The organism is Pseudomonas sp. LBUM1651 (genome assembly GCF_059716135.1).
In genome coordinates this window covers 2,536,559-2,560,769 of record NZ_CP166805.1, presented here as the reverse complement: position 1 = coordinate 2,560,769, position 24,211 = coordinate 2,536,559, and the positions used below count along the sequence as shown (strand labels likewise).

Below are 24,211 nucleotides of genomic sequence, written 5' to 3'. Positions count from 1 at the left end.
TCATGCCTGCGCCCCTTTTTGCCGGTCGATCCGCAGGCGGTACTGGAACGCATCGCCGCGGTAGTAAAGGTGTTCGAAGTCCACGGGCTGGCCGCTTGCATCGTGGGTCAAACGCTCGATGCGCATGATCGGTGAGCCGGGTTCGACGTTCAGCGCCTGGGTCAAATCGCTGTCGGCCAGTACGGCGTCGATGGCCAGATCGGCATGACCGAGGGCCAGGCCGCAGTCGTTTTCGAGGATCAGGAAGATGTCGCGGGTGACCAGATCGGCTTTTTCCAATCGCTCGCCGATGGCTTTGGGCAGGTAGGTGATTTCCAGCGAGATCGGCTCACGGTTGATCAGGCGAACCCGTTTGATCTGCGCCACGGTTTCGCCTTCGGCCACCTGCAGCCGCTCGGCGACCAGTTTGTCGGCGGCAATGAATTTGAAGCTGCGCAGGCGGTTGATCACCTCGTAGCCGCGACCGGTCATGGACTCGGCGAGGCCTTGCAGGGTGCTGACGTTCTGGAAGGTTTTCGGTTTGGCGACGAAGGTGCCCTTGCCGTGAATCTTGAAGATCAGCCCTTCTTTTTGCAGATCGCCGAGGGCCTGGCGCACGGTGATGCGGCTGACTTTGAACAGCGCACCGAGTTCGCTTTCGGACGGCATCTGGCTGTCTTGCGGGTATTCACCGTCGAGGATACGAGCGCGCAGGACATCGCGCAGTTGCGTGTGCAAGGGAACGCTGCTTAGGGATAGAACGTTATCGGTCATGGCAGATCACTTGTTATAACGAGTTATGACGTGATCTTAGAGTTCTAATGGCAGGCTTGAGAAATATTGTTTGGGCATAAGGTTAGATTGGCTCTCTGTAGGAGCATGGCTTGCCAGCGAAGGCGTCAGTGAGATCGCCTTCGCCGGCAAGCCGTGCTCCTACAGGTGGTGCGTCGACCTATATTACCGGCGCCAGCAGATCAGCCAACACGCAACGCGCGCAAATCCAGATGATCGTCCTTGAGCGGCGGGCACCAGTAGTATCCGCCAGTGATCGGCCGGCTGATGCGGTACAAACCGTCGGTGATGCCGTCTTCCAGACCGCTCATGCGGCGCAGTTGCGCTTCGAAGGCATCGAGGGAAAAACCGAACGCCAGGAACATCAGGCCGGCACGATCACCTTCGATCCACGGCATCGAACGGCGGACCACAAACGCTTCCGGGGCGAAGCTTTCCTGGGCGGTGCGTTTGACGTGGGCGGAAATCGGCGCGTCATCGATTTCTTCGTTGTCGCTCAGGCGACGGCCCATGATGTTGTCCTTTTCATGGGACGGCATGGCATGGAAGCCTTTCAGGTCATGCTGCCACTGCTGGATCGCGGCGAAGCTGCCACCGACCAGACCTTCAGCGCCTTCGCCCACCAGCGCAGCGGCTATGGCGGCTTCGTCGTGCGGGTTTTCAGTGCCGTCTTCGTAACCGGTCAGGTCGTGGCCGGTCAGGTGGCGGAAGGTTTCGTTCATCTGCACCAGACGCAGGGCCGGCGCCAGCGCGTCTTCGATGGCGTTGCTGCGATTGAGCAACTCGCCACGGTCGACACCATGCAACCAGCACCACAGCGCGTGCTGGGTCGACGGGTTGTCCACGCCGACGCCGATCAGCGCCGGAAATGGCCGCAGCCCGTCGACCTGCACATGCAGCGCCTTGACCAGGGATTCACCGAAACCGACCACAGCCGATTTCCCGTCCACCAGCTGCATCAATTTGTCGAGCGCGGCCGGCAGTGCATCGACGGATTCCAGTGCGAAGAACATATGACGGGCTTGAGGCGGTACTGGGGTGGCGAGAATGCCCGGCTGGTAGTAACTCATATGAACTCCTTAAGAATGAGCGCGAAGTTTACCCGCAGCGTTGGCCGTTGTGTGTTCTCAGGTCAAAAGATCGCAGGTTCATCAAATCGGCACTTAAAAAGTCGGGCCAATAAGGCGTATAACCTTTGAAGTGAATCTGAACGGCAAGCCGCCAGCGCTTGGCTTACATCACATGGAGTAGCGACATGACCACAGCACATATCCTTGGCAACCTGTTTCCGGACTCCAGCGACATCCCGGAAAAATACCGCCTCGACGGCCAGACCGAGCAGCGTGAATACCTGGTCGACGGCGAGCTGAAAACCTGGTCAGGTCCCCTCGCCCAGGTCCGCAGCCCGGTGTACCTGACCGGTGAAAACGGCGATGAACAAGTCATCCTCGGCAGCACACCGCTGCTCGATGCCGACACCGCACTGACCGCCCTCGACGCCGCCGTTCGCGCCTACGACCGGGGCCAGGGCCTGTGGCCGACCATGCGCGTAGCCGAGCGCATCCAGCACGTCGAAACCTTCCTCGGTCGTATGCGCGAACAGCGCGACGCGGTGGTCAAGTTGCTGATGTGGGAGATCGGCAAGAACCTCAAGGACTCGGAAAAAGAGTTCGACCGCACCTGCGACTATATCGTCGACACCATCAACGCCCTCAAGGAACTCGACCGCCGCTCCAGCCGTTTCGAGCTGGAACAGGACACCCTGGGCCAGATCCGCCGCGTTCCACTGGGCGTGGCGCTGTGCATGGGGCCTTACAATTATCCGTTGAATGAAACCTTCACCACGCTGATTCCGGCGCTGATCATGGGCAACACCGTGGTGTTCAAGCCGGCCAAACTCGGCGTGCTGCTGATTCGCCCGCTGCTGGAAGCGTTCCGCGACAGCTTCCCGGCCGGGGTGATCAACGTGATCTACGGCAGCGGCCGCGAGACCGTCAGCGCGCTGATGGCCAGCGGCAAGATCGACATCTTTGCGTTTATCGGCACCAACAAGGCGGCCAGCGATCTGAAAAAACTCCACCCGAAACCGCATCGCTTGCGTGCCGCGCTGGGCCTGGATGCAAAGAACCCCGGCATCGTTTTGCCTGAGGTGGATCTGGACAACGCCGTCAACGAAGCCGTCACCGGTTCCTTGTCCTTCAATGGCCAGCGCTGCACCGCGCTGAAAATCCTCTTCGTCCACGAAGACGTGGTCGAGGCGTTCATCGACAAATTCAACGCCAAACTCGCGAGCCTCAAACCCGGCATGCCGTGGGAAGGCGGCGTGGCCCTGACGCCGCTACCGGAGTCGGGCAAGGTCGACTATCTGCACGCGCTGGTCGCGGATGCCGTCGGCAAAGGCGCCCGCGTGGTCAACCCCAATGGCGGCGAAGCCCGTGCATCGTTCTTCTATCCGGCGGTGTTGTACCCGGTGACACCGCAAATGCGCGTCTATCAGGAAGAACAGTTCGGCCCGGTGGTGCCGATCGTGCCCTACCGGCATCTGGACACGGTGATCGATTACGTCCTGGAGTCGGACTTCGGCCAGCAACTGAGCATCTTCGGCACCAACCCGGTGGCGGTCGGCCGGCTGGTGGACACGTTCGCCAACCAGGTCGGGCGGATCAACCTCAACGCCCAGTGCCAGCGCGGCCCGGACACCTACCCGTTCAACGGTCGCAAGAATTCCGCCGAAGGGACGTTGTCGGTGCATGATGCGCTGCGGGTGTTTTCGATTCGCACGCTGGTCGCGACCAAGTTCCAGGAGACCAACAAAGACCTGATCAGTGAAATCATCAGCGGCCGCAGTTCGAGTTTCCTGACCACCGATTACATCTTCTGAGGACAACGAGCCTGAGCACCTTCAGAGCCCAAAGACTGCCACCCCTGTTGCGCCGGGTACTGCGTCCGTTACTGGACCCGTACCGGCGCTATCGCCACGCCAAACTGATTCACGCAGTGCGCGTATCACTGGGGTTGCTGGCGACGATCCTGCTGACCACCGGCATCCACCTGCCCCACGGTGAGTGGGCGTCGGTGACGATGCTGGTGGTGATCGGCGGTTTGCAGCACCACGGCAACATCGGCAAAAAAGCCGCCGAGCGCGCCATCGGCACGTTGATCGGGGCTGGTGTCGGCCTTGTGTTGGTGGCGCAACAGGCCTGGCTCGGAATGCCGTGGCTGACCTATTTCGCAATGTCGGTGGTCTGTGGATTTTTCTCGTACCACGCCATCGGCAAGGGCGGTTACACGGCGCTGCTGTCGGCGATCACCGTGTTTATCGTCGCCGGGCATGGCGATAACCCGGTGACCGACGGACTGTGGCGCGGGGTGGATATCCTGATCGGAATTGCCCTGGCCCTGGCGTTTTCCTTCGCCCTGCCGCTGTACGCGGTTTATTCCTGGCGCTACAACCTGGCCGATGCGCTGCGCGATTGCGCGACGATTTACGGGCGCATCATCAATGGCCAGCCCGTCACCGATGACGAGCACGTGAAGTTGATGAATCGCCTGAACGCGGTGATGGTGCAATTGCGCTCGCTGATGCCGTCGGTGTCCAAGGAAGTGAAGATTTCCATGACCGAGCTCGATGCCATTCAGCGTCATTTGCGGATGTGCGTCAGTACCCTGGAAATCCTCAGTAACACCCGACCGGATACCAATGACCCGGACGCGATGGCGCATCTGCAATCGGCGCTGAAAGCGGAACATCGGCTGATTCGGGTGCAACTGGTGGGGATGGCGCGGGCATTGAAGTCCGGCGCGTCGCAACGGCTCAGTCGCCCCGTAGAACTGCCGGCGGATTCAAGCCTGGACGCACCAGTCTATAACCCGCTGGACGGCTATCGGTTATTGATCCGGCAGCTGGCCAGCAACATTGGCAAGATGCGCCAGCGCCTGGCCAAGACCGCGCCGCGCTGGAACATCTGATTATTGCGTAACAGTCCGCCGAAACTTCAGGCTCCAGCCCTGCTGCATGCCGGCAGCCGCCAGCAGAATGGCGGCGACACCGATCCATTGCAGCGCTTCCAGGCGATGGCCGAAGGCAAACCAGTCGACGAAAATCGCCGCAATCGGGTAGATGAACGACAGCGCGCCGGTCAGTGCCGTCGGCAATTTCTGGATCGCGCCGTACAGCAACACATACATCACGCCGGTGTGAACAATGCCAAGGGTCACGAGGCTGGCCCATGCGCTCGGTGCTTGCGGCAACGCCGAGAAGTGCGCGAATGGCGCGAGCAACAACACGCCGGTGCTGACCTGAATCAGCGCAATCAAATGCGGTGGTGTGCCGGTCAGGCGTTTGATGATCAACGCCGCAATCGCGTAAAGGAAAGCAGCGCCCAGCGCCAGCGCGATGCCCATCAGGTAATCATTGCCGCCGGCGCCCTGTTCACCGTGCGCACTGACAATCGCCAGCATCCCCAGAAACGAAATGCCCAGCCAGAACAGTTTCTGCAGGGTGATTTTTTCGTTGAGGAACAACGCGGCCAACCCGACCAGCATGAATGGCTGAACGTTGTAAACCGCCGTGCCGATGGCAATCGAGGCGCGGGAGTAAGAGGCGAACAACAGCACCCAGTTACCGACAATCGCCACGCCGCTGAGCACGGCCAGCAGGAAGGTGGTGCGAGTCAGAATGCCGGGGCGCAGGAAGCCGAATGCCGCGCAGATCAGCAATAACGTGCCGGCGCCGAACACGCAACGCCAGAACACCACGTCCAGCACCGGTTGCCCGGACACCAGCACGAACCAGCCGATGGTCCCGGAGATCAGCATGGCGGCGGTCATTTCGAATGACCCGTGACGAATTGTTTTGTCCATCATCAGACTCCTGTGTTTGAGCCCAAAGTATGCCAATCCGTCGGGGGGCTTCTCCAGCGCAAAAAGCAGGCTAAACTCGGTATCTGCCTTTTTTATCAAGGCGGTTTCGATTAATCGCCTTACAGGGGATTGCGACATGACTGATGATATCGACCAGGTGCTGATCACGGCCCTGATGGAAGACTCGCGGCGTTCGCTCAAGGCCCTGGCGAACCTCAGCGGCCTGTCCTCGCCCAGCGTCGCCGAGCGTTTGCGCCGCCTCGAAGAACGCGGCGTGCTCAAGGGTTACACCGTCGAGATTGATCCCAAATGCTTTGGCTATCAGCTCCAGGCCATCGTGCGTATCCGCCCGCTGCCGGGTCAGTTGCAGGAGGTGGAGCGGCAGATCCAGGCCATCCCCGAATTCACCGAGTGCGACAAGGTGACCGGCGACGACTGCTTCATCGCCCGCCTGCATGTACGCTCGATGGAACAGCTGGACACCCTCCTTGACCGCCTCAACACCCACGCCGAAACCAACACCGCAATCGTCAAGAAAACCCCGGTCAAACGGCGGTTGCCGCCGATGGCATAAAGCCCTTGCCCAAATCGCGGGCAAGAAAAAACCCGCCGAAGCGGGTTTTTTACTCATGGTCGACGATTAATCATCGCGGCTCATGATGCCGAAGATCTGCAACAAGCTGATGAACAGGTTGTAGATCGATACATACAGGCTGATGGTCGCCATGATGTAGTTACGCTCGCCGCCATGAATGATGGCGCTGGTCTGGAACAGAATGCAGACCGACGAGAACAGCACGAAACCTGCGCTGATCGCCAGTTGCAGACCGCTGATCTGGAAGAACAGGCTCGCCAGCGTCGCACCCAGCAACACGAAGAAACCTGCGGTGATGAAGCCGCCGAGGAAACTCATGTCCTTGCGAGTGATCAGCACGTAAGCCGACAGACCGCCGAACACCAGCGCAGTCATCGCGAACGCCGAGCTCACCACTTCCGCCCCGCCCTGCATACCCAGGTAACGGTTCAGGATCGGGCCGAGCAGGAAACCCATGAAACCGGTCAGGGCAAACGCCGACACCAGGCCCCACGCCGAATCACGGAGTTTGTTGGTGAGGAAGAAAAGGCCGTAGAAACCGATCAGCACCACGAAGATATTCGGGTAGCCGACACGCATCTGCTGGGCGACAAACGCCATCACGCCGCTGAATGCGAGGGTGAGTGCGAGTAAGCCGTAAGTGTTGCGCAGGACGCGGCTAACCTCTAGCTGCTCAGCCTGCACGCTGTTATTAACTGCGTAATCCTGTTCGCGCATGGCGACACTCCTGTTGGTTTGAAACGTTCAGTCGCAAAGATCATAACAGACACTCTGTAACAAGCCATGCAGAGAGTTTGACAGTGTGTTTCATTCAGGTATTATGGCGCCCGCAACGCAAACGGAGGTGTGGCCGAGTGGTTTAAGGCAACGGTCTTGAAAACCGTCGACTGTAACAGGTCCATGAGTTCGAATCCCATCGCCTCCGCCATATTTGTATCGACAAAGCCCTGATTATTCAGGGCTTTGTCGTTTCTGGGGTTTGGGTCGTATGGGCCGCAACGCAATGTGTTCCATAACTATTCTGGAAGTGTTCCATAACTAAGCCTCCAAAACCCTTCTCCGGCGTCCTGCCGACTGTTAAAGAATCCTTCATGTAACACGGTGCTACGATGTCCTCTTCACGGAGGAAATTTCGATGCCAAATTCTGACCTGCTCCCTTCCCTGCTCTACAAGATCAACGAAAACCAACTGGCCCTCGAGGCCGCCATCCTCGAACTGTCTAACTGGGTCGAGCAACGAGGCGCCGCTGACGTCGCAGAGAATGTGCGCGGCGCCCTGGACACCATCGACAAGAACGAAGAGTTCATCAAGATGACACTGGCGGTCTTGATGACGCCGGACTAAAAACACGTAGATTGCCTACGCCTATATGATGCTGTCCGCCCCGGCGAGGGCTCGAGGTGGGCGACCAAGCAGATTTGGCGCACTGGACGATGATCGCAAGAGTCTATGGCAGGTGGATGCCTTACACGGAAACCTGTTCAGGAACCAAAGCTGAAGCTAATTTTTTGAGCAGCACCTGATCGAGGTACCCGCTAAGAAATAGCAGAAAGCCACTAATCGATGATAATTTGGTGAGCTCCTCACGAAGCACAACCAAAAGGCCGTGACAGGAGTCGAAAACAATCGCAAAGGACAAGACGATGCTGAAAAGTGGCTTCATTAATTTTTTTAACGTAGATAAATGCGGTCTCTATCGGATGTTTAGCGATGAGCCAAAATCGCTTCGCCTAGCAGAAACCTTTTCCAAGCTGTCCGCTTGGAAGCAAGGGAGAAATTTCGAAGCGACCAATCCGTGGGATGCCAGAAAATACCGTAACAAAACGCCATGTTATTGGCATGAAGTGCATTCTAATACCGCAAACGGCGACCATTTACTGGTATTGTGGAAGGGCGATAATGACCGTCATGGCCCGCTCTATGGCATCACGATCAATCCGGATGGAACTACCGAAAAAGCGATCAAGCAAACCGAAAGCAACAGCAAGAAACCTATGGTGTGGGGACGCCCTTGTTATTATTGGGTAATCCCAGAGCTAAACATGATCGCCTCGATTAAGTTTGACAACTCTAGAACCGACTCCAAAATGTTTCAGGAGTGGGTCACAGGATGCATCAATCTCCGCGTTGAGCTCCCCGAAGCCAAAAAAATCACTACGGAAAAAGAATTCGTCAAGATTGAGTTCCCTGAAGACAAGGATGACAATTTCCGCTACTCCTTCCAGTTTGATATATCAATGAAGTCTTTGGCGACCTCGTCTGTCGAAATGAAAGATTTGGCTAAGAAGGTTACACATATAATAAAAAGAGAAACCGTTTCTATCAAGGCCGTCGACAAACGGCGCGGGTTCGCAAAAGTCTTTCAACGCTTCGAAGTTCCTTACACTTCCGCCGAGAACAATTCCAGTAGACAGGTAGAGCTCCGTATCGAGTCAAAACCAACGCCGGCTGAGATTCAGAGCATTATTGAAGCTTATGCAGAAGACCATGAGCCTGGATCGTGGGAGAGGACCGGGTTTGCGGTAGAAGGCTCCAATAGTATAGTTTGGGCTAGTAAGTATCGCCTTACTCAAAATATCTCGCTGGACGATGGTGGCAGCGATATTTTTGGAGCTAAAGAGCTGTATAATTATATTCTAGCCAACCGAGATGTTTATCTAGAACCAATCCGCAAGGATGTGAGACAACAACAGGAGGCAGCGAATGCTTAAAATAATTGTCATGGCTGTGTTCTCCACAGCCATCGGCATACTAAGCTATAGCTTCAATCTAGACGTATCTTATACCGACTATAAAGATTACTGTACAATCCTGCTTGCGGTGTCAGGCATGGTATTTACAATTATGGGGATCTGGATTGCCTTTGTATACCCTAACGCTATAAAAAGGCTTCAAGACCCAGACAAGATAAAAGTAGCAGACTTTACTAAAACCTTACAAGACACTCGCAGACTCGAAAGTATTGTCGGTAGCGTTTTAGAATCGGCAACTGTGGCAACGGGCATTACATTAGTCTTTTTCGCCAAGCTCATGCTCAGCGGAACAGCTATGTACAAAGGAAGCCATTTAATTTTTGAGTCATCAGGAATTGCATTTATTGTATTTCTTTCACTGATGCAGAGCTCCGCTATTTTTGGCGTCATATGGTCCAACTACCTGTTTATTGCGGATTTGCACTCTAGGAGAGAAATACAGGAACGTCATAACGATTTCTGATTTACAGCATAAGGACAGCAGGAGAATTGGAAGCCGCGTGATACAAGGCCTGGGCGCAGGTTGCAATCCCCCCCGGCTCACCAATTGATACCAACGAAGCCCGCCCAGTGCGGGTTTCGCTGCATCAGGACTATGGAATGTGTTGAAGATGCGACTCGAAACCTGCAGGCACCAGCTCCGAAAGTACGAACACGTGTTTGAAGAGCTGGTGCTGCAGTTGTGAAGAGCTCGTGAGAATATCCAAGGTTTGGTGCAGATGAATGACGAGCTGTCTGCCAGCAAAAACCATACGCAAGCTGAGCTAAACTGCCTCAACGAAGAAAACTCAGAGTTATCCGGCAAGGTTCGCAGCCTCCTGCTGGTTTCCAACCAGCGGGACCACCTGTTCAGAGAAAATCAGAGGCTGCTCAAGGAAAAGAGGGATCGGCAATAGCTCGGACGTATGCTTGGCACGCCTTCAACGCAATCAGTCCCTGATCACCGGAGTCTGTGATGGCGACAATTCGTTGAGCATGCGCTGGGTCAAGTCGGGCGCGCGTTCCTCCATGAACCACGCCGACGGTTTCGGTACCGGCTGGCACTGAACAGCCACCGGCTGAATCCGTAGCGTCGAGAAGGACTGACAGCCGCAGATCAGAAGTAGCAAGCCGATCGCGCAGGCGAGCCTGGTCTTTTTGAGCATCGCTCAGTTCCTTGTGGTGTGTTTGGTCGCTGACTGACAGGCGCTGCTCCAGAGCCAGGCGCTTTTCCTGATCGGCGCGGACCTGGGCGGCAGCCGCATTGCTGATCGCGGAAAGGTCATCGACGTGCAACCGGGCCTGCTCGGCGAGTTGCTTGCCGTAGCTGTTCGCCTGCCACTGCCAGGCCGCCGTGCCGCTTCCGACCATCAGCAGTACGATCAAGACGAGTGCGCCGCCGATGCGCCACGACAGTGGAATCAAGCCAGCACCTCCCGCGCCTTCGCCCAGAGACTCAGACGATCTGCGAGACCATTGAGTCCGCCGTTGATCCGACGAGTGATAGTGTTGAATTCACCGGCGTCGGCCAGGGTGTTCAACCCCTTCGTCGCCCAGAACCAGGCGGCCGACAGACACGCGAACTGCGGATGCTCCAGCAGCTCGGGGTGATTGACCAGGTCAATTCCCAGCGCTTCGCCGCACGCCGCGTAATTCGCCCGGCCGGTGATCTGGATCAGGCCGCGGCCGCGGTACCTGGAGCCGTCACCCGTTACGGTGTTGCCCAGGTCCGCCCTGCCCTCATATCGCAGTTGCGCAGCAGTCGGCCCCCAAATCTCGCGGACGTATTGCAACTGCCCCGACTCATGACCAATTTGTGCAATAAACGCAGCCATACATTTTGGCCCGATGATCTGATAACGAAGCATGGCCACGTTGAGCACAGATGCAAAAACGCCCGCTTGGCTGCGGGCGTTCGGGAGTATCTGCAGCAACTGCTGCTGAGTGATGGGCATGGTGAACTCCAGGCAAAAAAATACCCGCTCGATGGCGGGTGGCAGTGATCCGGATGGTTGGGTTAAGGCTTCGATCAATAACCGGTGACGTCTAGGATTAGAAAGCTGTAGTTGTAAAACTCATATGAAAGAGTTGGCTGAGTGCCGGGCGTGGATGATAGGTTGATAGTGTCCAACGTGTACTGCCATGAGCCGCCTGAGCATATCGCCCTGCCACCCTCTACCACCACTGTGACAACTGGCTGCCCTTGGCTTACGGTTCTCCTTAGCCAAAAGTAAGGCCGCATCTGGACGGCCACAGCGACAGTCTTTCCGCTCACGCTGCCGCTGATAATATCTCTTCGGCCGAGGGTGCCAGACCTCCTGTCCAGAATCTTCATGTACCTGCGTTCGGAGCTGTAGGCGATGTTTCCCGTGGCCGGATTACGTACCCGTAACCCTATGATTCCGCCTGCGCCGCTACTGGTTGATTTGGGGGTTCCGAAAACGTAATAGTTTATGGGCGGGGATATACCTCCGGACACAATGGCGTAAACCCTGCACACCGTATTGCTGATCATCACTGACCAGCAGGAATACGCACCAGCGAGAGCTACGACTGGAAATAGCTCTCCGGATGGCAAAGTGAAATCCGCGTAGCGCCCCTCGGCCCCGCCTGACGTAAGGTAGATGGACCCCGACGCCACAAGCTCAAAATTGCGGTAATTAGAGTCAATTTGCGCCGTCCCTAAAGCCCCTTTTACTCTAAACCCTGCATTTGCCATTACTAAACCCCGTAAGTTATCCAGCAGCCAACCGGTAGATTTCCTGTGCCAGTTCCTGGGAATGACCACGACATGCCTGACAATGATGTGACGATCAACGGCGCGGGCGTAGGCCTGATGGCGGCTTGCTCAATCACCAGCGGAATAGCCCATCCGGTGCCGTCTGCAAACTCAGGAACGCTGATGGCTCCCGGACCTGTCCCCGTGTAAACCCGGCCGATGATTCGAGTAATCCTATCGGTGATCTCAAGGGTTACGACCCCAGTAACCCTGTCCCTGATCCTCAGCCCGACAGTCAACTCAGCACCCCCAACTCCACCACTACAACGCCAGTTGTCGTATCGGTGAGATAAAAGCCCTGGTTGTTGAGCTTCAACCTGTACCCGACACCGGTGCCGTTGAACTTCAAGGTGCCACTCTTATCGAGTTGCCAGCCTTTGGTATTTTCCACGTAATCGGTCGATTGAATGACGTTGCCAATCTTCGCGTTCGTGATGGATCCGTCTTCGATAAACGCCGCTTTGATGTAGGCAGTGTTGTTCTGGACCACGAACGGATAGAAGATTTCGGCGGCGTTTGGATCGACGATTGCAAATCGGCTGGCTGCGATCAGCACCTGGCTGGTGATGATCCCCTCGTCGTTCTCCACACCTACACCGATTCCAGCCAGGTAAGGTTTTCCATCAACGGTGAGCTGAGTCTTGATGCTGTACATCGCGGCCAGCTCGCTTTTCATGGCCTCAATCTCAATCGACGCCCCTCCCCCGGAATCGATCTTCTCCAGAAGGTGCTGGCTCAATTGCGTTTCGGTAATCTGGTCGTTCAGGTAGTCCAAAATCGGGCCGGCGTCCGCAGACGATTGACCGAAGACTGGGCCGAAGAACGCGCCGACGTTGCCGATCCGATCCACCAGGCGAGCCCAGAAAAAGAACGTTTTGCCTGAAGCCAGACCCATAATCGTCAGGTCGGTCTGCGGATACGCGTAATCCCCAAACTTGAAGGCCTCGGCAATCTGGTTGGTTTCGCTGTACCAGATCTCGGTGCGCTGCAGGTCGGCCGTGCTCAATTCCTGTGGGATGCCCCACTTGAGCTTGATGCCGAACACAATCGACTCGGCGGTGAACGATGAAACCACTGGCGGCGGCGTAGTCTTACCGTTCAGCACCGTCTCCGCGGAAGACGCGAACACCGACCCGATGTCGAGCGAGTTGATCGCCCGGACCTTGGCCACGTAGCGGCCGGCATAAATCCCGCTCACATCGATCGATGTTGTGCCAGTGCGCCCCGCGAAGATCCAGTCCCCGTCGTTCTTGCGCCAGTAGACCTCGAAGGCGATCGCGCTTGGCGGCCGATCCCATTCGATGGTCATCACACTGATTGCGCTGCCCTGGTCGACAAAGTGGTCATTGCTGACAGTAACTGTCGACGGCGGGCGCTGCACGCTCGGTGGAATGACCGTGATTGGCAGTCGCTCGATGCGGGTGCCGTTGTCGATGGCGCCGTATTTGCTGGAGTTGTGACGGACCGCACTGATCGTGAACTTGATTTCTGAGTCGGAGAAGTCTTCCGCAACAGACATCACACGGAACTGCTGAACAGCCAGCGTCGGCGAGTCTATCGCCCACATGGAGTGCTGCGGCGGCAGGTCGTCCAGATCCTCGGTCAACACTACCTGCTGCACCTCTGCCGGAAACCCCGTGGTGTCGAAGGTCACGTTGCCGTTATCCCAGGTAATGCCGGTGCTGTCCCATGTCAGCGGATAGCCAGAAGACTTGATGATGCGAGATACCGCTTTGCCGTTGGGCATGATCAGCGTGATGGTGTCGCCCGGATAGGCCGTCACGTCAGCATCAAGAACCAGGGTGTCGAGTGTCGACGAACGCAGGCGGCCACCAATGCGACGGCCTGCCCGGTCGTTGTCGGCAATGCGAATGATCTGGCCTGGGCGCGCCAGAGTGCCGTCCAGCCCCACCGAGAAGCCAACACTTTCCGTCTCCAAGCGGTTGGTGAGCAATGCCCACTTGCCGATGCGGTGCGCTTGGGCTTGGGACGTGCAGCCGGTGGCGGTGATTTCGGTCTGCTGGATACCGTAGCGGGTGATCCCTGCCTGGTCGTCGACGTACTCCACCTTCTGCCGGTAGAAGTCGGTCGGATCATTCCAGCTCACCAGGGCGACGGTGTAGCGCGTCTTCTTGGCCGAGCCGGTGTATTTGAACTTGCCATCGACAACGTTGGCGTTCGAGTAGGTGTAGACCGGGTCTTCAGGAATGTCGGCCACGGCCATGACAGAGCCGGCCGCCCAATAAGCCATGCCTCGGAAGGTGGTGGCCAGGTCCTGCAGCACCGTCAGTGCATCAGCCCGCACGGAAAGGTACAGGTTGCAGGTGAATCGCGGATGAGTGCCGCCCTTCCCGTCCGGCACCAGCTGGTCGCAGTACTGACCGATTCGGTACAGCTCCCACTTGTCGATCTGGCTGGCGTTCAGTAAATGCCCGAGCCCATAGCGGAAATGCAGCAACAGGTCGTAGAAGATCCACGCCGGGTTGTCGGTCCAGGCGCTTTGGAAACTGCCATCCCAGACGCCGGAGTAGGTACGCGTTTCAGCGTCGTAGTTGCTCGGGACACGGATGATGCGGCCGTACAGATCGAATGCCCGGGTGGGGATCGACTGGAATTGTGAGGCGTCGAACTGCAGGCCGACGATGGCCGAGCCTGGATAGCGCAGCTTCGCGTCGATGACCTCGGTGTTCGCATCGATGTTGGTGGTGTCTGCGATCGCGCCACTGGTAGAGTTTGGGGTTAGGCGAACAACACGCACTGCCCAGCCGCTGCTGGCTTCGGGAAGTTCAATGCGGTGAGACCTTTCGTATTTCGTTGAGGTCTTGCCACTGAAGGCCGACGACAGGACGGGCACGAACGGACCACCGTCAGTCGAAAGATCAATCCGGTAAGCGACCGTGTAGCCATTGGTGTCGCCGTTGGTGGTATTGGTCTGAGCCAGGCGCGGTGTGGATAACCTGATGCGAACCGCCGACAACTGCACGTTACTGACGGACCGCACCCAGGGCTGTACCGAGGTCAGTTCAACACCGATGGCGGTTTCGTTCTCCACCGCTGGAAAGCCGGCGATGTGGTTTTGATCCTGACTGCCCGTGCGGACATCGAGGGTAACGCCGCTGAAGTTCAAGCTGCCGTTTGCATTCGCCAGCGGCGTCTCGTCGAGGAACACCGACTGCATCCCGCTGACCAGGCCGCGGATCTCGCCCTCACTCACCAAGTCCAGGATGCGAGCGTAGGCGGTGCTTTGAAGGCTGTCGGGCGCTTCAACTGAAGGGCGCGGTTTCGATTCGCCGCCCTTGCGGCCGGTGATTTCTTGAGTGGTCATAGCTTTCCTTCAGGCGAAAAAAAACCCGCTCATGGCGGGCCGTCTGGCGGGGTGCGGGTTACATCTGGTCTTCGGAGTAGATTCCAGCGCTGACCACTGCGCTGCCGACAATCATCCGGCCGTAAAGCAGCGGCACGCAGCCGCCCTGGACGCTGGTGTTTACTGCACCATTGAAGCTGTAGCTGGGACGATTATTTGGGGAGTCTTGAGTGCCGAGTCCTTTGGCTTGCGGACTGAGCATTTGAATTGCACCTCCAGCTGCCAAGCCGATACCGACCGGCAGCAATGCCTGAAAGCCAGGAATGAAAGAAGCGGCAATCAACACAACACCCACGATTGTCTGAAGGAGGCCAGCGCGTTTCGAGCCCGCAATAACTGGAACAATACGGATGATTTTACGCCCCGTGGGTTTATCCAGGTCATCCTCAGAAATGTTTTCCTTTCCATTAAAAATGGCGAACCGAAGCCCCTTGCTGGAGCTTTCCATCATGTACTTTTCAAACCCAGGGAACTGCGATTTGAAGTAACCCATGATGTCGCGAAAACCACCCGAGGTAGTCAGGCGATGCTCACGACCAAACAGGCGACCAAGAGAGCCCGACAGGAAAACTGTTTGCATTTTTTCTTGTGTGTTGCCGTACGACATATTTTCTCCAGGCGTAAAAAAACCGCCCGTGGGCGGCAGTAGAAAACGGGTGTTACAAGCATCTATTCAGCGCAGCGGAAAGTCCGCCTCGACCAACCTGCGACCATGACGCTCGCTGATAGTGTCTTACCAAGCTCCCGCTACCCTGATCGGACGCCTCGATGCTGAGTACGTCGTCGGTCTGACCTGTGTCCGTACCTGCAACTATGCGGTAGCCGGTTGTCGTCTCACTCATGACAGAGGTTGAACGATAATCTTGCCAAGCCGGATACACGCAAAGAGCTACATCCTTCGGTGACTTGGTTGTTGTGTGATTGCTCACTGGTTTGCCAGCCATCAAATCGGAGGTTGTTGTGCAACCCGCCAACAACGCCAATACCAACGCCCCTATCAAAATCCGCATAAGTACCGCTCCTTGTGAGATCGGCAGACGATAGCATTCAACCGACGTAAACGGAAAAGCCCAGCGGGAGGACTGGACTCGTCGAGCTCCGTTATTTCGGTTCAAATTATTCTTGCGCAATCGACTTTAGCTTGTGCACTAGCCAAGCGGCATTTCCACCAGAGCTGATGTCATCGTAGAACATAGTATTGTCGCAGTAGAAAACGTTTATTTCGTTCATGACCGCAGTGATCGCTTGGAGCATCTCGTTGACCAGAGCTCTACTGACACCGCCCAATGGCTTCGCCTCACGATCAAATATGTATTGCTGATCCTGATGAGCTATTCGCTTATTGCGATGATCCCGCGCATGCTTTGCCTTGATGAGCGCATTCTCACAGAGGCCCGAAACGCGACTCTGTAGAGGCTTATCTCCGATCAAGCTGGGAAGCGAGCGTATGGACAGATTTTTGTTTCCCGCCGTTTGTGCAGGGTCTGTCAATCTTGAGACACCAATCAGTACGTTATCCCAAAGACCTTCTTGCACGACCATGAAGAAAAGTCCGGCAGTTTTATTCAATAAATGCACGGTCTCCTCATTCTCACCAAAAAGCTGGGTGTACTGCTCCCAAACAGTATGCAGCTCAAGCACACGTTGGTTGAGATGCCAGAACGCCCTGCCGAGTGGCTCGCCCATCGTTTCGATATAGTGCGCCAATATTTCTTCACTGCTTCGGGTAGTCATGCAGCCTCCGGGCTCATTGTATGGCGTACACGATATCTCGAACCTGTCTACCCATCCAGTATGGACAAAATGCCAGTAGAAAAATTGGATCCAGCAGTAGTAGCGTTGCGCCTCCAATGACCAGAAGGACTCCGCAATGACTCGCTTAGTCATGCCAATGGAAGAAAGCCAAGCGCTTGATATCGCGATCGATAAGCGCTACCCAGATCTCAAGAGCACTCAACGCAGCATTAGCTTGTCGGCAAAAAATCCATGGCAGGGAATCATCAGCTTTTATCACAGCAATGGTTCATCTGATACCGCTGTTTTCCGTTTCACCATGAGGGACCAGCAAGGTGAGCCACGCTTGTATATCGAGCGAGACTGGCTGGACTGAACACAAGAACTGTCCCAATTTTTTGCCTGCATGCGGAAGCAAAAGGACCATTGGAACCTATAAATAGGCCCAGTCAGAAATGAACGACTTAAACTACCAATGCCGGACACGCCCACAAAAATGACGGGACACCCTCAAAGCATATTTTATATTCGACGGCACTCGGCCGTATCCAAAAACTTAATGCAGAATACTTTATGACACTAGTACTAGCAATGTACGACTATGAAGAAAAACTTACCTTTGGCGACGAACCTGAAGGGCTTTGCGAAACGCCAAGTGGAATTTTAACTATTGCTGACAGCGTAATAACAGCGTTCGGGAAACCAACCACCAAACTAGTAACTTCCTTCCGCAAAACTTACGAAATCGATATAAATATCTACCAGCCAAATTTTAACAACGACGACTCTCTTCGAAACTACCTCTACATCCAAACAAAACATAATTGCTTAATATCAATCGCGGGCAGCACATTAGTTTCCCAACACATTCTGAACATCATCACCACCCACCTTGGCAATCTACGATACACATACGACTTTACTAAAAATGAACATAATATAATTAGACACTGCCAAAAAAACCCTCTAAATCGAGGATTGTACGAAGAATGGAACCCTAGGAATTCGGAAGGCCTACTTACTGCCGAATACATCCACGAGACTATTACCCATTCGATTAAGCACATCATAGATGCAACTGCCTTTGATCGAGCAGGCGATATAAGCCAGATAAACACAAACTTTATTCTGAGCTTACAGTGCCCTAAAACCAAACTGTTCTCAATATATCAGTACGATCTCGGAGTCGCCTCTAACGGAACATTAGACATTATAAGCAAAAAGATTTCTCATGATGATATCGGCATCATCGGCATGGAAAAGAAATTTTATGAATCAGCCAAAAGCACCTACCTTGAATGTTTACAGCGCAACATAACCCCCAAGAATAGAATGATCGATTTCATGAGATCAGCCATCAACGAAGTTCATAAAGAGACCTACGAAATCGACTACCCGATAGTTATTAAGCATCTTGATGAGAGGCGCGTTAAAAAAGAGGTATTTCAAGCACCAGTTGACTGATTATCTGGGAGGGGCGCTAAAGCCACTGCAAACTTCGCTTCAAATTCCCCCCAGATCAATCGACACCTAATCAACCCGGACGGCGTTATGACAGAGACAGCCTTCAACTTCGAATGCCTCGGCTACATCAAGCGAGACGACGGTTTGATTGGGCGATGCCACCTGGAGGTAACCGATATCCGAAGCGGCAGGACCGAGACGATCTCAGTCGAACCAAGGCACCTAGCCTCGGCACGGAGCATGAAAAGGATCCTTCTGGACCGGTGCATGCTCTACTCGGCAACCCGCGCGAAGCATAACCAGATGCTTCTTGAGATGTTGGACCCGCAGACTGTTCAATCAGAGAATTACAATCTGGGCTCAACTACCGACGACTTCGTGGGTGGATTCACTTCCGAAAGCTGAAATCTGCGACTCCGACTGCTTTTAGTTGAGCTGACCCCGAACCAGATACAAGCTCTGTGGTCAGCCTTGCCTTTCGGCGTAATTTCGACGATAGCCGGGGCCGACCGTGCCTGAGAGTTCTAGGCGATCAATTTCATTGTCACTGATGGCGACGACTGCCGTTGCACCGCAAAGGAAACCACCATTCATTGAGAACAGATCATAGATACTCAGTTTGCACTTTTGTTGTACTTTTGAGCTGTATACATAACGCTCTCCCGGGGCGGTGCCGCATCATGTGGTTGAATTCGAATCCTCGTGCCACCCCACCTCAGACCAGTAGCAATAGCTTCCAGTGGCTGTACGAATCCTCAGTAACGCCCTGCCGGCCGCCGAGAGTAGCCTCCTGCGTTAACTTTTCACGCCAGGAGGCAATATGTCGTCGCTGATCTTTTATTCGGACGCCAACGAAGTCATCGTCGCGACCGATACGTTGTTACATTACCCCGACGGGTCCTCGCCCGGGTACTCGAGCAAAGCCTTTGCCTTTCCTCATATCAAAATGATTGTCGCTGGAACCGGCTCGGCTGCTCTTTTCAATCGCTGGATCGGCCTGGTGAATGAACAAGGTGTTGCCCTCGATGTAGATGCGGTCGATGCTCATACTCCCGAGACCCTTCAATCCCTCTGGCGAGAATTGAATGCTCAACTCCCCGCCCTCCTTCAGCAGACAGCAACGATCTATCACTTCGGTTTTTCCGACAAGACTGGAAAAATTCATGGTTATGTCTACCGGTCAGGGTCGAACTTCGCGTCCGAATGGTTGGCTTATGGCCTTGGAGTAAAACCGAATCTCGTGGATATGACTGGCATAGACTTGAGCTCGTTTCCAAACTGCGCTGTAGAAATCATGCGAGCTCAGGTGCTGCAGGAGAGTCAAAAATCAAAAGATCGCGTTTACATTGGTGGGTCTGTACAGATAAATCACATGACCAGAAGCGGGCATTCGCTTTACTCACTGGGAGAATTGCGCTGAGCATCCTTGTGCCGCCAATACCCGACTGTTACCTCGGACCAGTAGCCGCCATACACATCGCGCTTGCTGTCCCGGCCGTATAGGTGATGCAGAATCGAGCCAGGTGCGGTGTAATGCTCAGGCTCGGTCTTCAGAACGCCGTCAGCCAGGTAGACCCCGGCATGGTTCGGCACCGGCGAGCGGATCTGCATCAGCACGATATCGCCGTGCTGGGGCGCGGACACCTTTTCAAAGCCGGCCGCCGGCAGGTTTTCCAGATACAAATTGCCGCCCTTGTCCCACCAGCCATCCTCGCGCTCGTAGTCGCCTAGGTCGATGCCCATCTCGCGCCGGTAAAAGTCCAGGATGATGCTCAGGCAGTCGTGCACGCCGTGGGCGAACTTCCTACCGATCAACGGGGCTTCGTAGCCGGCGGGTGCAAAGCTCACCAACTCGCCGGCGCGCACCTGGTCGTCGTCACCTTTCCTGACTTCGAGAATGTGCCAGGGCAGACCGGATGCTTCGCAGGAGACCCGGTCGGCTTCGCTCGGCGCCGCCGGATAGTCCGGGTGGCTGTGCACGACCGCCAGCACGGGGCCACGATCCTCTGCCGCTGCATAGTCCTCCGGCGCCAGCCTGAAATGCTCGCTTGGCGTCGAAGCCGTGTTTCGGCAAGGGACATAGACTTCCTTCTGACCTTCTCGCACAAGCAGCCCGCAACATTCCTTCGGATACTCGGCCAGCGCATGATGCTCGATTGCGGCGCGATTTGCTTTGTTCATGGTCAGTTCCGAATCAGGCCGGCGGCCGGGAATGAGCCGTACGACAGAGGGTTGTTTTCGCCGAAGCGCAGCTTGCAGCTGGTCAGGCGCCCGCCACATTTGTCCTTGGCTGCGTCCGTGACAATGATGTCGTTTTCATCAGCCACCGGCAGCCCGTTGTAGCCGCAGTACGGACCGCGGTAACCGCCGCAGCTCAACCACCAACAAACGTTGGCCACAATCTGCCGCCGCGGCAGCTGCACGCCGGCGAAGTCCAATGCCGTGGCCAGTTCGAACTGGACCGTTTCGTTGTCCTCTGCAGCCTTGCGTTCGACATACCAGATATCCGGCGGCAGCTCTTCGTCTGGATCCGCTTCAGGCTGCCCGTCCAGGTACTTACCCAGCGTGCGGTGGCGAATCAGTTTCGCGCCCACCAAATCCTCGAAATACAAGACCAGCGCAGTGATGAAGCCGCCGATGTTGCCCACGGACAGCGTCGGTGTCGGCTGCGCGCCCTGCCCGGTCATCTCGAAGCCCTCAGCCTTGATTGGCCACGGTGAATACTCCTCGCCCTGCCAGAAGATCGACGACTGCTGCGGGTAACCGTGGAATCGGTACAACTCGGCACCTAGCACCGTGGCATCCAGCTCGAAAAGCTCCACCCACGCGCCAGGCTCCAGGGTCTGGATATCAGCCGTGATCGGCATCGTGTTTCCTCAAAAAGAAATTAATCCGCCAAAGGCGGTTGGCAGCTCGGGAGGTTTGACAGTTATGGGATGTGAGCTACGTTCATCGAACCTCAGGAGATCCTATGAACAACACCGATGAAGTGCAGCTTTGCAAACAGTTAGTGGATGCTTTCGACGCCCATATAAAACCGTCAAATATTCCGCGGTGGATCAGATGGCGTCATACCGACGGATCGAGTGACATTGTGAGCGTCATGAATTTGAAGCTCACAGCTGTCGGACCTTTCGTCAAAATTGAAAATTCGCAATCGTCATCGGAAATCTGGTTGATACGAGCAATCTATATCGACTCGATCAGCACAAAAGAATTGAAGCCGAAGATTTAGCAAGAGATTAGCTCGGGCGTGGCGGTCGCTTCTTGAGGTCCGGGTAGTCGGGATTGCCTTCCTTCCAGTTACGCAGCGCAATCCAGTAAGTCTTCCATTCGGCTTCCTTACCAGGCAATGCGTCGGGGTCCTCAAATTGGATTGCAGTCACATTATCCTTGGCGATTGGCAACTCAGAGTCACGCCACACGTCTTCCGCACGGCGAAGCTGGGAAGGGCTCGCTGTCCATCCGGGAAACAGCCAAACTTGGTCGGCGTATTCAGGCGGGTTATCGCCAAGATTAATCAAGCCCACATCATCAGGGTTTGCGCCATCGCCAAACCCGCCAACGTAAATACCTTCAGTTGTAATGTAGTGGGCAGTCATTATGATTTGCTCGCTTTGACTCGGAAGCGCCAGTTGGCAGGAGTGATTACACCGCCCGCGTTAGTCGTGGCGTTCCACAGTTGGATACCGTTACTGATCACTCTAATGTTGATGTTTGTCGCTGTTACGTACGTCTGGAAGCCGTAACCGGTGGCTCCCGACACGGCAAATTGGGTCGGCCCCATAGGTAGTACAGAACCTACAGCGTAATTACCTTCCGTAATCACACAAATTAGGTCAACAGAGACACGGCTGGGTGCGCTACCAAAACCGTGAGATAGGGTGACAGTCCCGCCGTTGGTCCAGCTTTGATCTCCTGACGTGTACGCGTATTCCAAATCGGTTATCCGGCTGGCTTGCGCCGTAACAGTTCCCGCCAGCGCCATTACATCAACGCTGCCGATGTTCGTTGCGGTGTTGGCTGCGACGGTTACCCAGATAACAGTGACACCGGTGCCTCGAGTTTCGGTGCCGACGCGAGGAGTTCCATTTACGCCGTCCGTTACCGGGATGATTGGTGTTACAAACCCCCCGCCAACATTCTGCATAAAAGGACTTGTTACAATTGACGGGTCTGCGCCGATGGAGCCGTAGCCCCTAGAATCAGACTGGAGCCTTCTGGTAGGTTGCGGGGAGGCGGGAGCGCCTAACTGAAAGCCCTGAAATTGGTCAAGCTGGAACAAGCCTGGAACTCCGGCCGAGTTCTTGCCGTAACCACGTAGTACGGCAGCGGCAGGCGTCAGGCCATCGGAATATTTACCGTTGGTATCAGGCATGCGGAACGTGCTCGTGCCGTTACCTGTGGACGCCTTGCCACGCTGCAACGGATCAGCGATCCAAGTAGCATCTGAAATAGCCTGCGAAGAATACAGCGCCCACAGATCAGGCCAGGTTGCGCGATCAACAAGCTGCCCATTATCAGGCAGCCCGCCGCCAGGTATCGAGGCCTCGGAAAGCGGCCAAGCGATCTTCATCCCGACCCACATCCCACCAGTTGCAGCGCCACCGTCGGCCGCCAGCATCTTGCCGGTGCAGCGCCAGCTCCCGCCTCCGAGTGATGTGAATTGCAGGACGTCGCCTGCGGCGGTGGTGATGCTTGCAGCCTTTGGCAGAATCAATGACGTCGCGTGATGGGTCAGCGTGACGACACCCGCGAACACCAGCGTACGCACAGCCCCGCTGGCGATGGAGTCAAATCCGGTGATGCCGGTGGTTCCGGTGATCGTGATCGTGTTAGCCGCCGAAGCGCCGATGGCGGGTGTCGCCGAACTGGCGATGGTGACGATGTCGGCGCTGTTCAACGCCCCGGTCAGCTTGCCCCCAGTCTTGTCGAACTTTCCCGCCAGCTCCACAACCGCATCGCTGACTTGTTTTTGCAGCTTGCCGATACCGGTCAACACGCTGTCTGTAGCGACCACCGCCGCATTAATCGAGGCGTCCAGACCAGTCAGCGCCGCCGATCGGACCCGGGCGGCGGTGTGGTAGAGATTGGTCGTACCCTCTGCCACTTGGTCGGTCGAACCCGGCGATGACGGGATCATCACGAAGGCAGTACCGCTCCAGCGATACTGCCGAGTTGGATTGCTCGGACTGTCGCCGTCATTGATCGCGATGTAGATCTTGCCGGTCTCGCCAGTGGCCGGAAAGTTTGCCAGGGTCGGAAACTCCAGCACGTCGTCGACATAACTCGGCAACTGCAATGCAGGAACGACACCGTTGACCAACTGCGCAATAGAGCTTCCTGCCGCACTGCCTGGAATCGCTGCGTCGGCCTTCGCCTGAGCAGCTTCCGCAGCGGCCTGAGCAGTGCCCGCATCAGCAACACCCTGTTCCGCTTTCGTCTGGGCTGCTGTGGTGCGGGTATCAAGCTCCGCAAAATTGGCGTTGATGATCTGCCCGCCCGACCGCAATGTCTGCCCGTTACCGTCGTTCGCCACCCCGCCAATGTTGATTGGATCAATGCTCATGGGTGGAATGCCTGTTCGAAGGTTGCGGTCAGCATGTAGACGTCACCGCCTGCGTGCCGGGGCTGGTATTCGGCGCACTTGAAAAGCGCTGTGTCCCCCAGCGGCTCAGTCCAGTAAAAAGGGGTCGCGCCTCTTTGCCTGTCGAGGAAGGCCGCGATCTCCTTGATCCTGGCCTTTGGACCCGAGAAGGTCAGTGGCCACGACTGTGTTTTGTTGTTGATACCGTCCTCCGCGGTCTGCTCGTAGCCATCGCCAAATTTGGCAGACTTGGTGCGAAAGGTGACCGTGCCGGCGGGCTCCTTGTTGGGCACCCAGGTAAAAGTTTCCGTTGCCATGCTT

25 protein-coding genes and 1 tRNA gene are annotated in these 24,211 nt (G+C 55.9%); 12 read left to right on the top strand and 14 right to left on the bottom strand.

Going from position 1 to position 24,211, the window contains the following annotated elements; genetic code table 11:
• Positions 1 to 753: a GntR family transcriptional regulator gene (locus tag ACA066_RS12045; RefSeq protein ID WP_497699390.1), complete on the bottom strand. Its 753-nt coding sequence runs from the start codon at positions 751 to 753 to the stop codon at positions 1 to 3.
• A gap of 200 nt (positions 754 to 953) precedes the next feature.
• Complete coding sequence (locus tag ACA066_RS12040; protein ID WP_497699389.1) at positions 954 to 1,841, bottom strand: Dyp-type peroxidase; 888 nt, start codon at positions 1,839 to 1,841, stop codon at positions 954 to 956.
• Between the two features lie 185 nt (positions 1,842 to 2,026).
• On the opposite strand from ACA066_RS12040, the gene ACA066_RS12035 reads away from it, so the two are divergent.
• Together ACA066_RS12035 and ACA066_RS12030 are read left to right on the top strand one after the other, a co-directional pair.
• Positions 2,027 to 3,652 carry an NADP-dependent glyceraldehyde-3-phosphate dehydrogenase gene (locus ACA066_RS12035; RefSeq protein WP_497699388.1) on the top strand — a complete coding sequence of 542 codons (1,626 nt, stop codon included), beginning with the start codon at positions 2,027 to 2,029 and terminating at the stop codon, positions 3,650 to 3,652.
• A 44-nt stretch (positions 3,653 to 3,696) separates the two neighbouring features.
• On the top strand, positions 3,697 to 4,740 hold the full coding sequence (locus ACA066_RS12030) for an FUSC family protein (RefSeq protein ID WP_497699859.1): 1,044 nt from the start codon (positions 3,697 to 3,699) through the stop codon (positions 4,738 to 4,740).
• On the opposite strand, the gene ACA066_RS12025 is transcribed toward ACA066_RS12030, so the two are convergent.
• The gene (locus tag ACA066_RS12025; RefSeq protein WP_497699858.1) at positions 4,741 to 5,634 is read right to left on the bottom strand and encodes a DMT family transporter; all 894 of its coding nucleotides are present in this window, start codon (positions 5,632 to 5,634) and stop codon (positions 4,741 to 4,743) included.
• Between the two features lie 136 nt (positions 5,635 to 5,770).
• Here ACA066_RS12025 and ACA066_RS12020 point away from each other — a divergent pair, with 136 nt between their 5' ends.
• Positions 5,771 to 6,208 (top strand): Lrp/AsnC family transcriptional regulator, encoded by a 438-nt coding sequence (locus ACA066_RS12020; RefSeq protein WP_008028095.1) that lies wholly within the window; start codon positions 5,771 to 5,773, stop codon positions 6,206 to 6,208.
• 66 nt (positions 6,209 to 6,274) lie between these two features.
• Here ACA066_RS12020 and ACA066_RS12015 read toward each other — a convergent pair whose 3' ends face one another.
• Positions 6,275 to 6,946, bottom strand: a complete 672-nt coding sequence (locus ACA066_RS12015) for a Bax inhibitor-1/YccA family protein (protein ID WP_017339210.1) — start codon at positions 6,944 to 6,946, stop codon at positions 6,275 to 6,277.
• A gap of 123 nt (positions 6,947 to 7,069) precedes the next feature.
• Between ACA066_RS12015 and ACA066_RS12010 the strand changes: the two genes are divergently transcribed.
• From ACA066_RS12010 to ACA066_RS11990, 5 genes are all read left to right on the top strand, one after another.
• Positions 7,070 to 7,157: transfer RNA gene (locus tag ACA066_RS12010), tRNA-Ser, on the top strand.
• A gap of 207 nt (positions 7,158 to 7,364) precedes the next feature.
• The gene (locus ACA066_RS12005; RefSeq protein WP_497699387.1) at positions 7,365 to 7,574 is read left to right on the top strand and encodes a hypothetical protein; all 210 of its coding nucleotides are present in this window, start codon (positions 7,365 to 7,367) and stop codon (positions 7,572 to 7,574) included.
• A 299-nt stretch (positions 7,575 to 7,873) separates the two neighbouring features.
• Positions 7,874 to 8,941 carry a hypothetical protein gene (locus tag ACA066_RS12000; RefSeq protein ID WP_497699386.1) on the top strand — a complete coding sequence of 356 codons (1,068 nt, stop codon included), beginning with the start codon at positions 7,874 to 7,876 and terminating at the stop codon, positions 8,939 to 8,941.
• On the top strand, positions 8,934 to 9,446 hold the full coding sequence (locus tag ACA066_RS11995; protein WP_497699385.1) for a hypothetical protein: 513 nt from the start codon (positions 8,934 to 8,936) through the stop codon (positions 9,444 to 9,446). Before ACA066_RS12000 ends, ACA066_RS11995 begins: the two co-directional genes overlap by 8 nt.
• A 256-nt stretch (positions 9,447 to 9,702) precedes the next feature.
• The gene (locus ACA066_RS11990) at positions 9,703 to 9,879 is read left to right on the top strand and encodes a hypothetical protein (protein ID WP_497699384.1); all 177 of its coding nucleotides are present in this window, start codon (positions 9,703 to 9,705) and stop codon (positions 9,877 to 9,879) included.
• Here the strand turns inward: ACA066_RS11990 and ACA066_RS11985 are convergent.
• The 5 genes from ACA066_RS11985 to ACA066_RS11965 form a co-directional block, all read right to left on the bottom strand.
• Positions 9,854 to 10,333, bottom strand: a complete 480-nt coding sequence (locus tag ACA066_RS11985) for a lysis system i-spanin subunit Rz (RefSeq protein WP_497699857.1) — start codon at positions 10,331 to 10,333, stop codon at positions 9,854 to 9,856. The two genes, ACA066_RS11990 and ACA066_RS11985, sit on opposite strands and share 26 nt — an antisense overlap.
• 50 nt (positions 10,334 to 10,383) lie before the next feature.
• On the bottom strand, positions 10,384 to 10,917 hold the full coding sequence (locus ACA066_RS11980) for a glycoside hydrolase family 19 protein (protein WP_497699383.1): 534 nt from the start codon (positions 10,915 to 10,917) through the stop codon (positions 10,384 to 10,386).
• A 1,059-nt stretch (positions 10,918 to 11,976) separates the two neighbouring features.
• Entirely contained in the window at positions 11,977 to 15,066 is a 3,090-nt protein-coding gene (locus ACA066_RS11975; protein ID WP_497699382.1) for a TipJ family phage tail tip protein, read from the bottom strand.
• A gap of 58 nt (positions 15,067 to 15,124) precedes the next feature.
• Positions 15,125 to 15,712 (bottom strand): tail assembly protein, encoded by a 588-nt coding sequence (locus ACA066_RS11970; protein ID WP_497699381.1) that lies wholly within the window; start codon positions 15,710 to 15,712, stop codon positions 15,125 to 15,127.
• 509 nt (positions 15,713 to 16,221) lie between these two features.
• Positions 16,222 to 16,839: an AbiU2 domain-containing protein gene (locus ACA066_RS11965; protein WP_497699380.1), complete on the bottom strand. Its 618-nt coding sequence runs from the start codon at positions 16,837 to 16,839 to the stop codon at positions 16,222 to 16,224.
• Positions 16,840 to 16,975: 136 nt separating this feature from the next.
• Here ACA066_RS11965 and ACA066_RS11960 point away from each other — a divergent pair, with 136 nt between their 5' ends.
• The 3 genes from ACA066_RS11960 to ACA066_RS11950 all read left to right on the top strand — a co-directional run bounded on the left by ACA066_RS11960 (position 16,976) and on the right by ACA066_RS11950 (position 19,723).
• A complete protein-coding gene (locus ACA066_RS11960) occupies positions 16,976 to 17,215 on the top strand; it encodes a hypothetical protein (RefSeq protein WP_497699379.1) in 240 nt (79 codons plus the stop codon).
• A gap of 215 nt (positions 17,216 to 17,430) precedes the next feature.
• Positions 17,431 to 18,303, top strand: coding sequence for a hypothetical protein (locus ACA066_RS11955; protein ID WP_497699378.1), 873 nt, complete (start codon positions 17,431 to 17,433; stop codon positions 18,301 to 18,303).
• 820 nt (positions 18,304 to 19,123) lie between these two features.
• Positions 19,124 to 19,723 carry a hypothetical protein gene (locus ACA066_RS11950; protein ID WP_497699377.1) on the top strand — a complete coding sequence of 200 codons (600 nt, stop codon included), beginning with the start codon at positions 19,124 to 19,126 and terminating at the stop codon, positions 19,721 to 19,723.
• Here ACA066_RS11950 and ACA066_RS11945 read toward each other — a convergent pair.
• Both ACA066_RS11945 and ACA066_RS11940 read right to left on the bottom strand, forming a co-directional pair.
• Complete coding sequence (locus ACA066_RS11945) at positions 19,699 to 20,484, bottom strand: C40 family peptidase (protein ID WP_497699376.1); 786 nt, start codon at positions 20,482 to 20,484, stop codon at positions 19,699 to 19,701. The two genes, ACA066_RS11950 and ACA066_RS11945, sit on opposite strands and share 25 nt — an antisense overlap.
• A 2-nt stretch (positions 20,485 to 20,486) precedes the next feature.
• On the bottom strand, positions 20,487 to 21,170 hold the full coding sequence (locus tag ACA066_RS11940) for a phage minor tail protein L (RefSeq protein ID WP_497699375.1): 684 nt from the start codon (positions 21,168 to 21,170) through the stop codon (positions 20,487 to 20,489).
• Between the two features lie 104 nt (positions 21,171 to 21,274).
• On the opposite strand from ACA066_RS11940, the gene ACA066_RS11935 reads away from it, so the two are divergent.
• Positions 21,275 to 21,538 carry a hypothetical protein gene (locus tag ACA066_RS11935; protein WP_497699374.1) on the top strand — a complete coding sequence of 88 codons (264 nt, stop codon included), beginning with the start codon at positions 21,275 to 21,277 and terminating at the stop codon, positions 21,536 to 21,538.
• A 7-nt stretch (positions 21,539 to 21,545) separates the two neighbouring features.
• On the opposite strand, the gene ACA066_RS11930 is transcribed toward ACA066_RS11935, so the two are convergent.
• The 3 genes from ACA066_RS11930 to ACA066_RS11920 are packed head-to-tail and all read right to left on the bottom strand — an operon-like array spanning position 21,546 to position 24,207.
• A complete protein-coding gene (locus tag ACA066_RS11930) occupies positions 21,546 to 21,905 on the bottom strand; it encodes a hypothetical protein (RefSeq protein WP_497699373.1) in 360 nt (119 codons plus the stop codon).
• Entirely contained in the window at positions 21,905 to 23,872 is a 1,968-nt protein-coding gene (locus ACA066_RS11925) for a hypothetical protein (protein WP_497699372.1), read from the bottom strand. Before ACA066_RS11925 ends, ACA066_RS11930 begins: the two co-directional genes overlap by 1 nt.
• Positions 23,869 to 24,207, bottom strand: coding sequence for a phage tail protein (locus ACA066_RS11920; RefSeq protein ID WP_497699371.1), 339 nt, complete (start codon positions 24,205 to 24,207; stop codon positions 23,869 to 23,871). The genes ACA066_RS11925 and ACA066_RS11920 overlap by 4 nt, the downstream gene beginning before the upstream one ends.
• Positions 24,208 to 24,211: the final 4 nt, after the last annotated feature.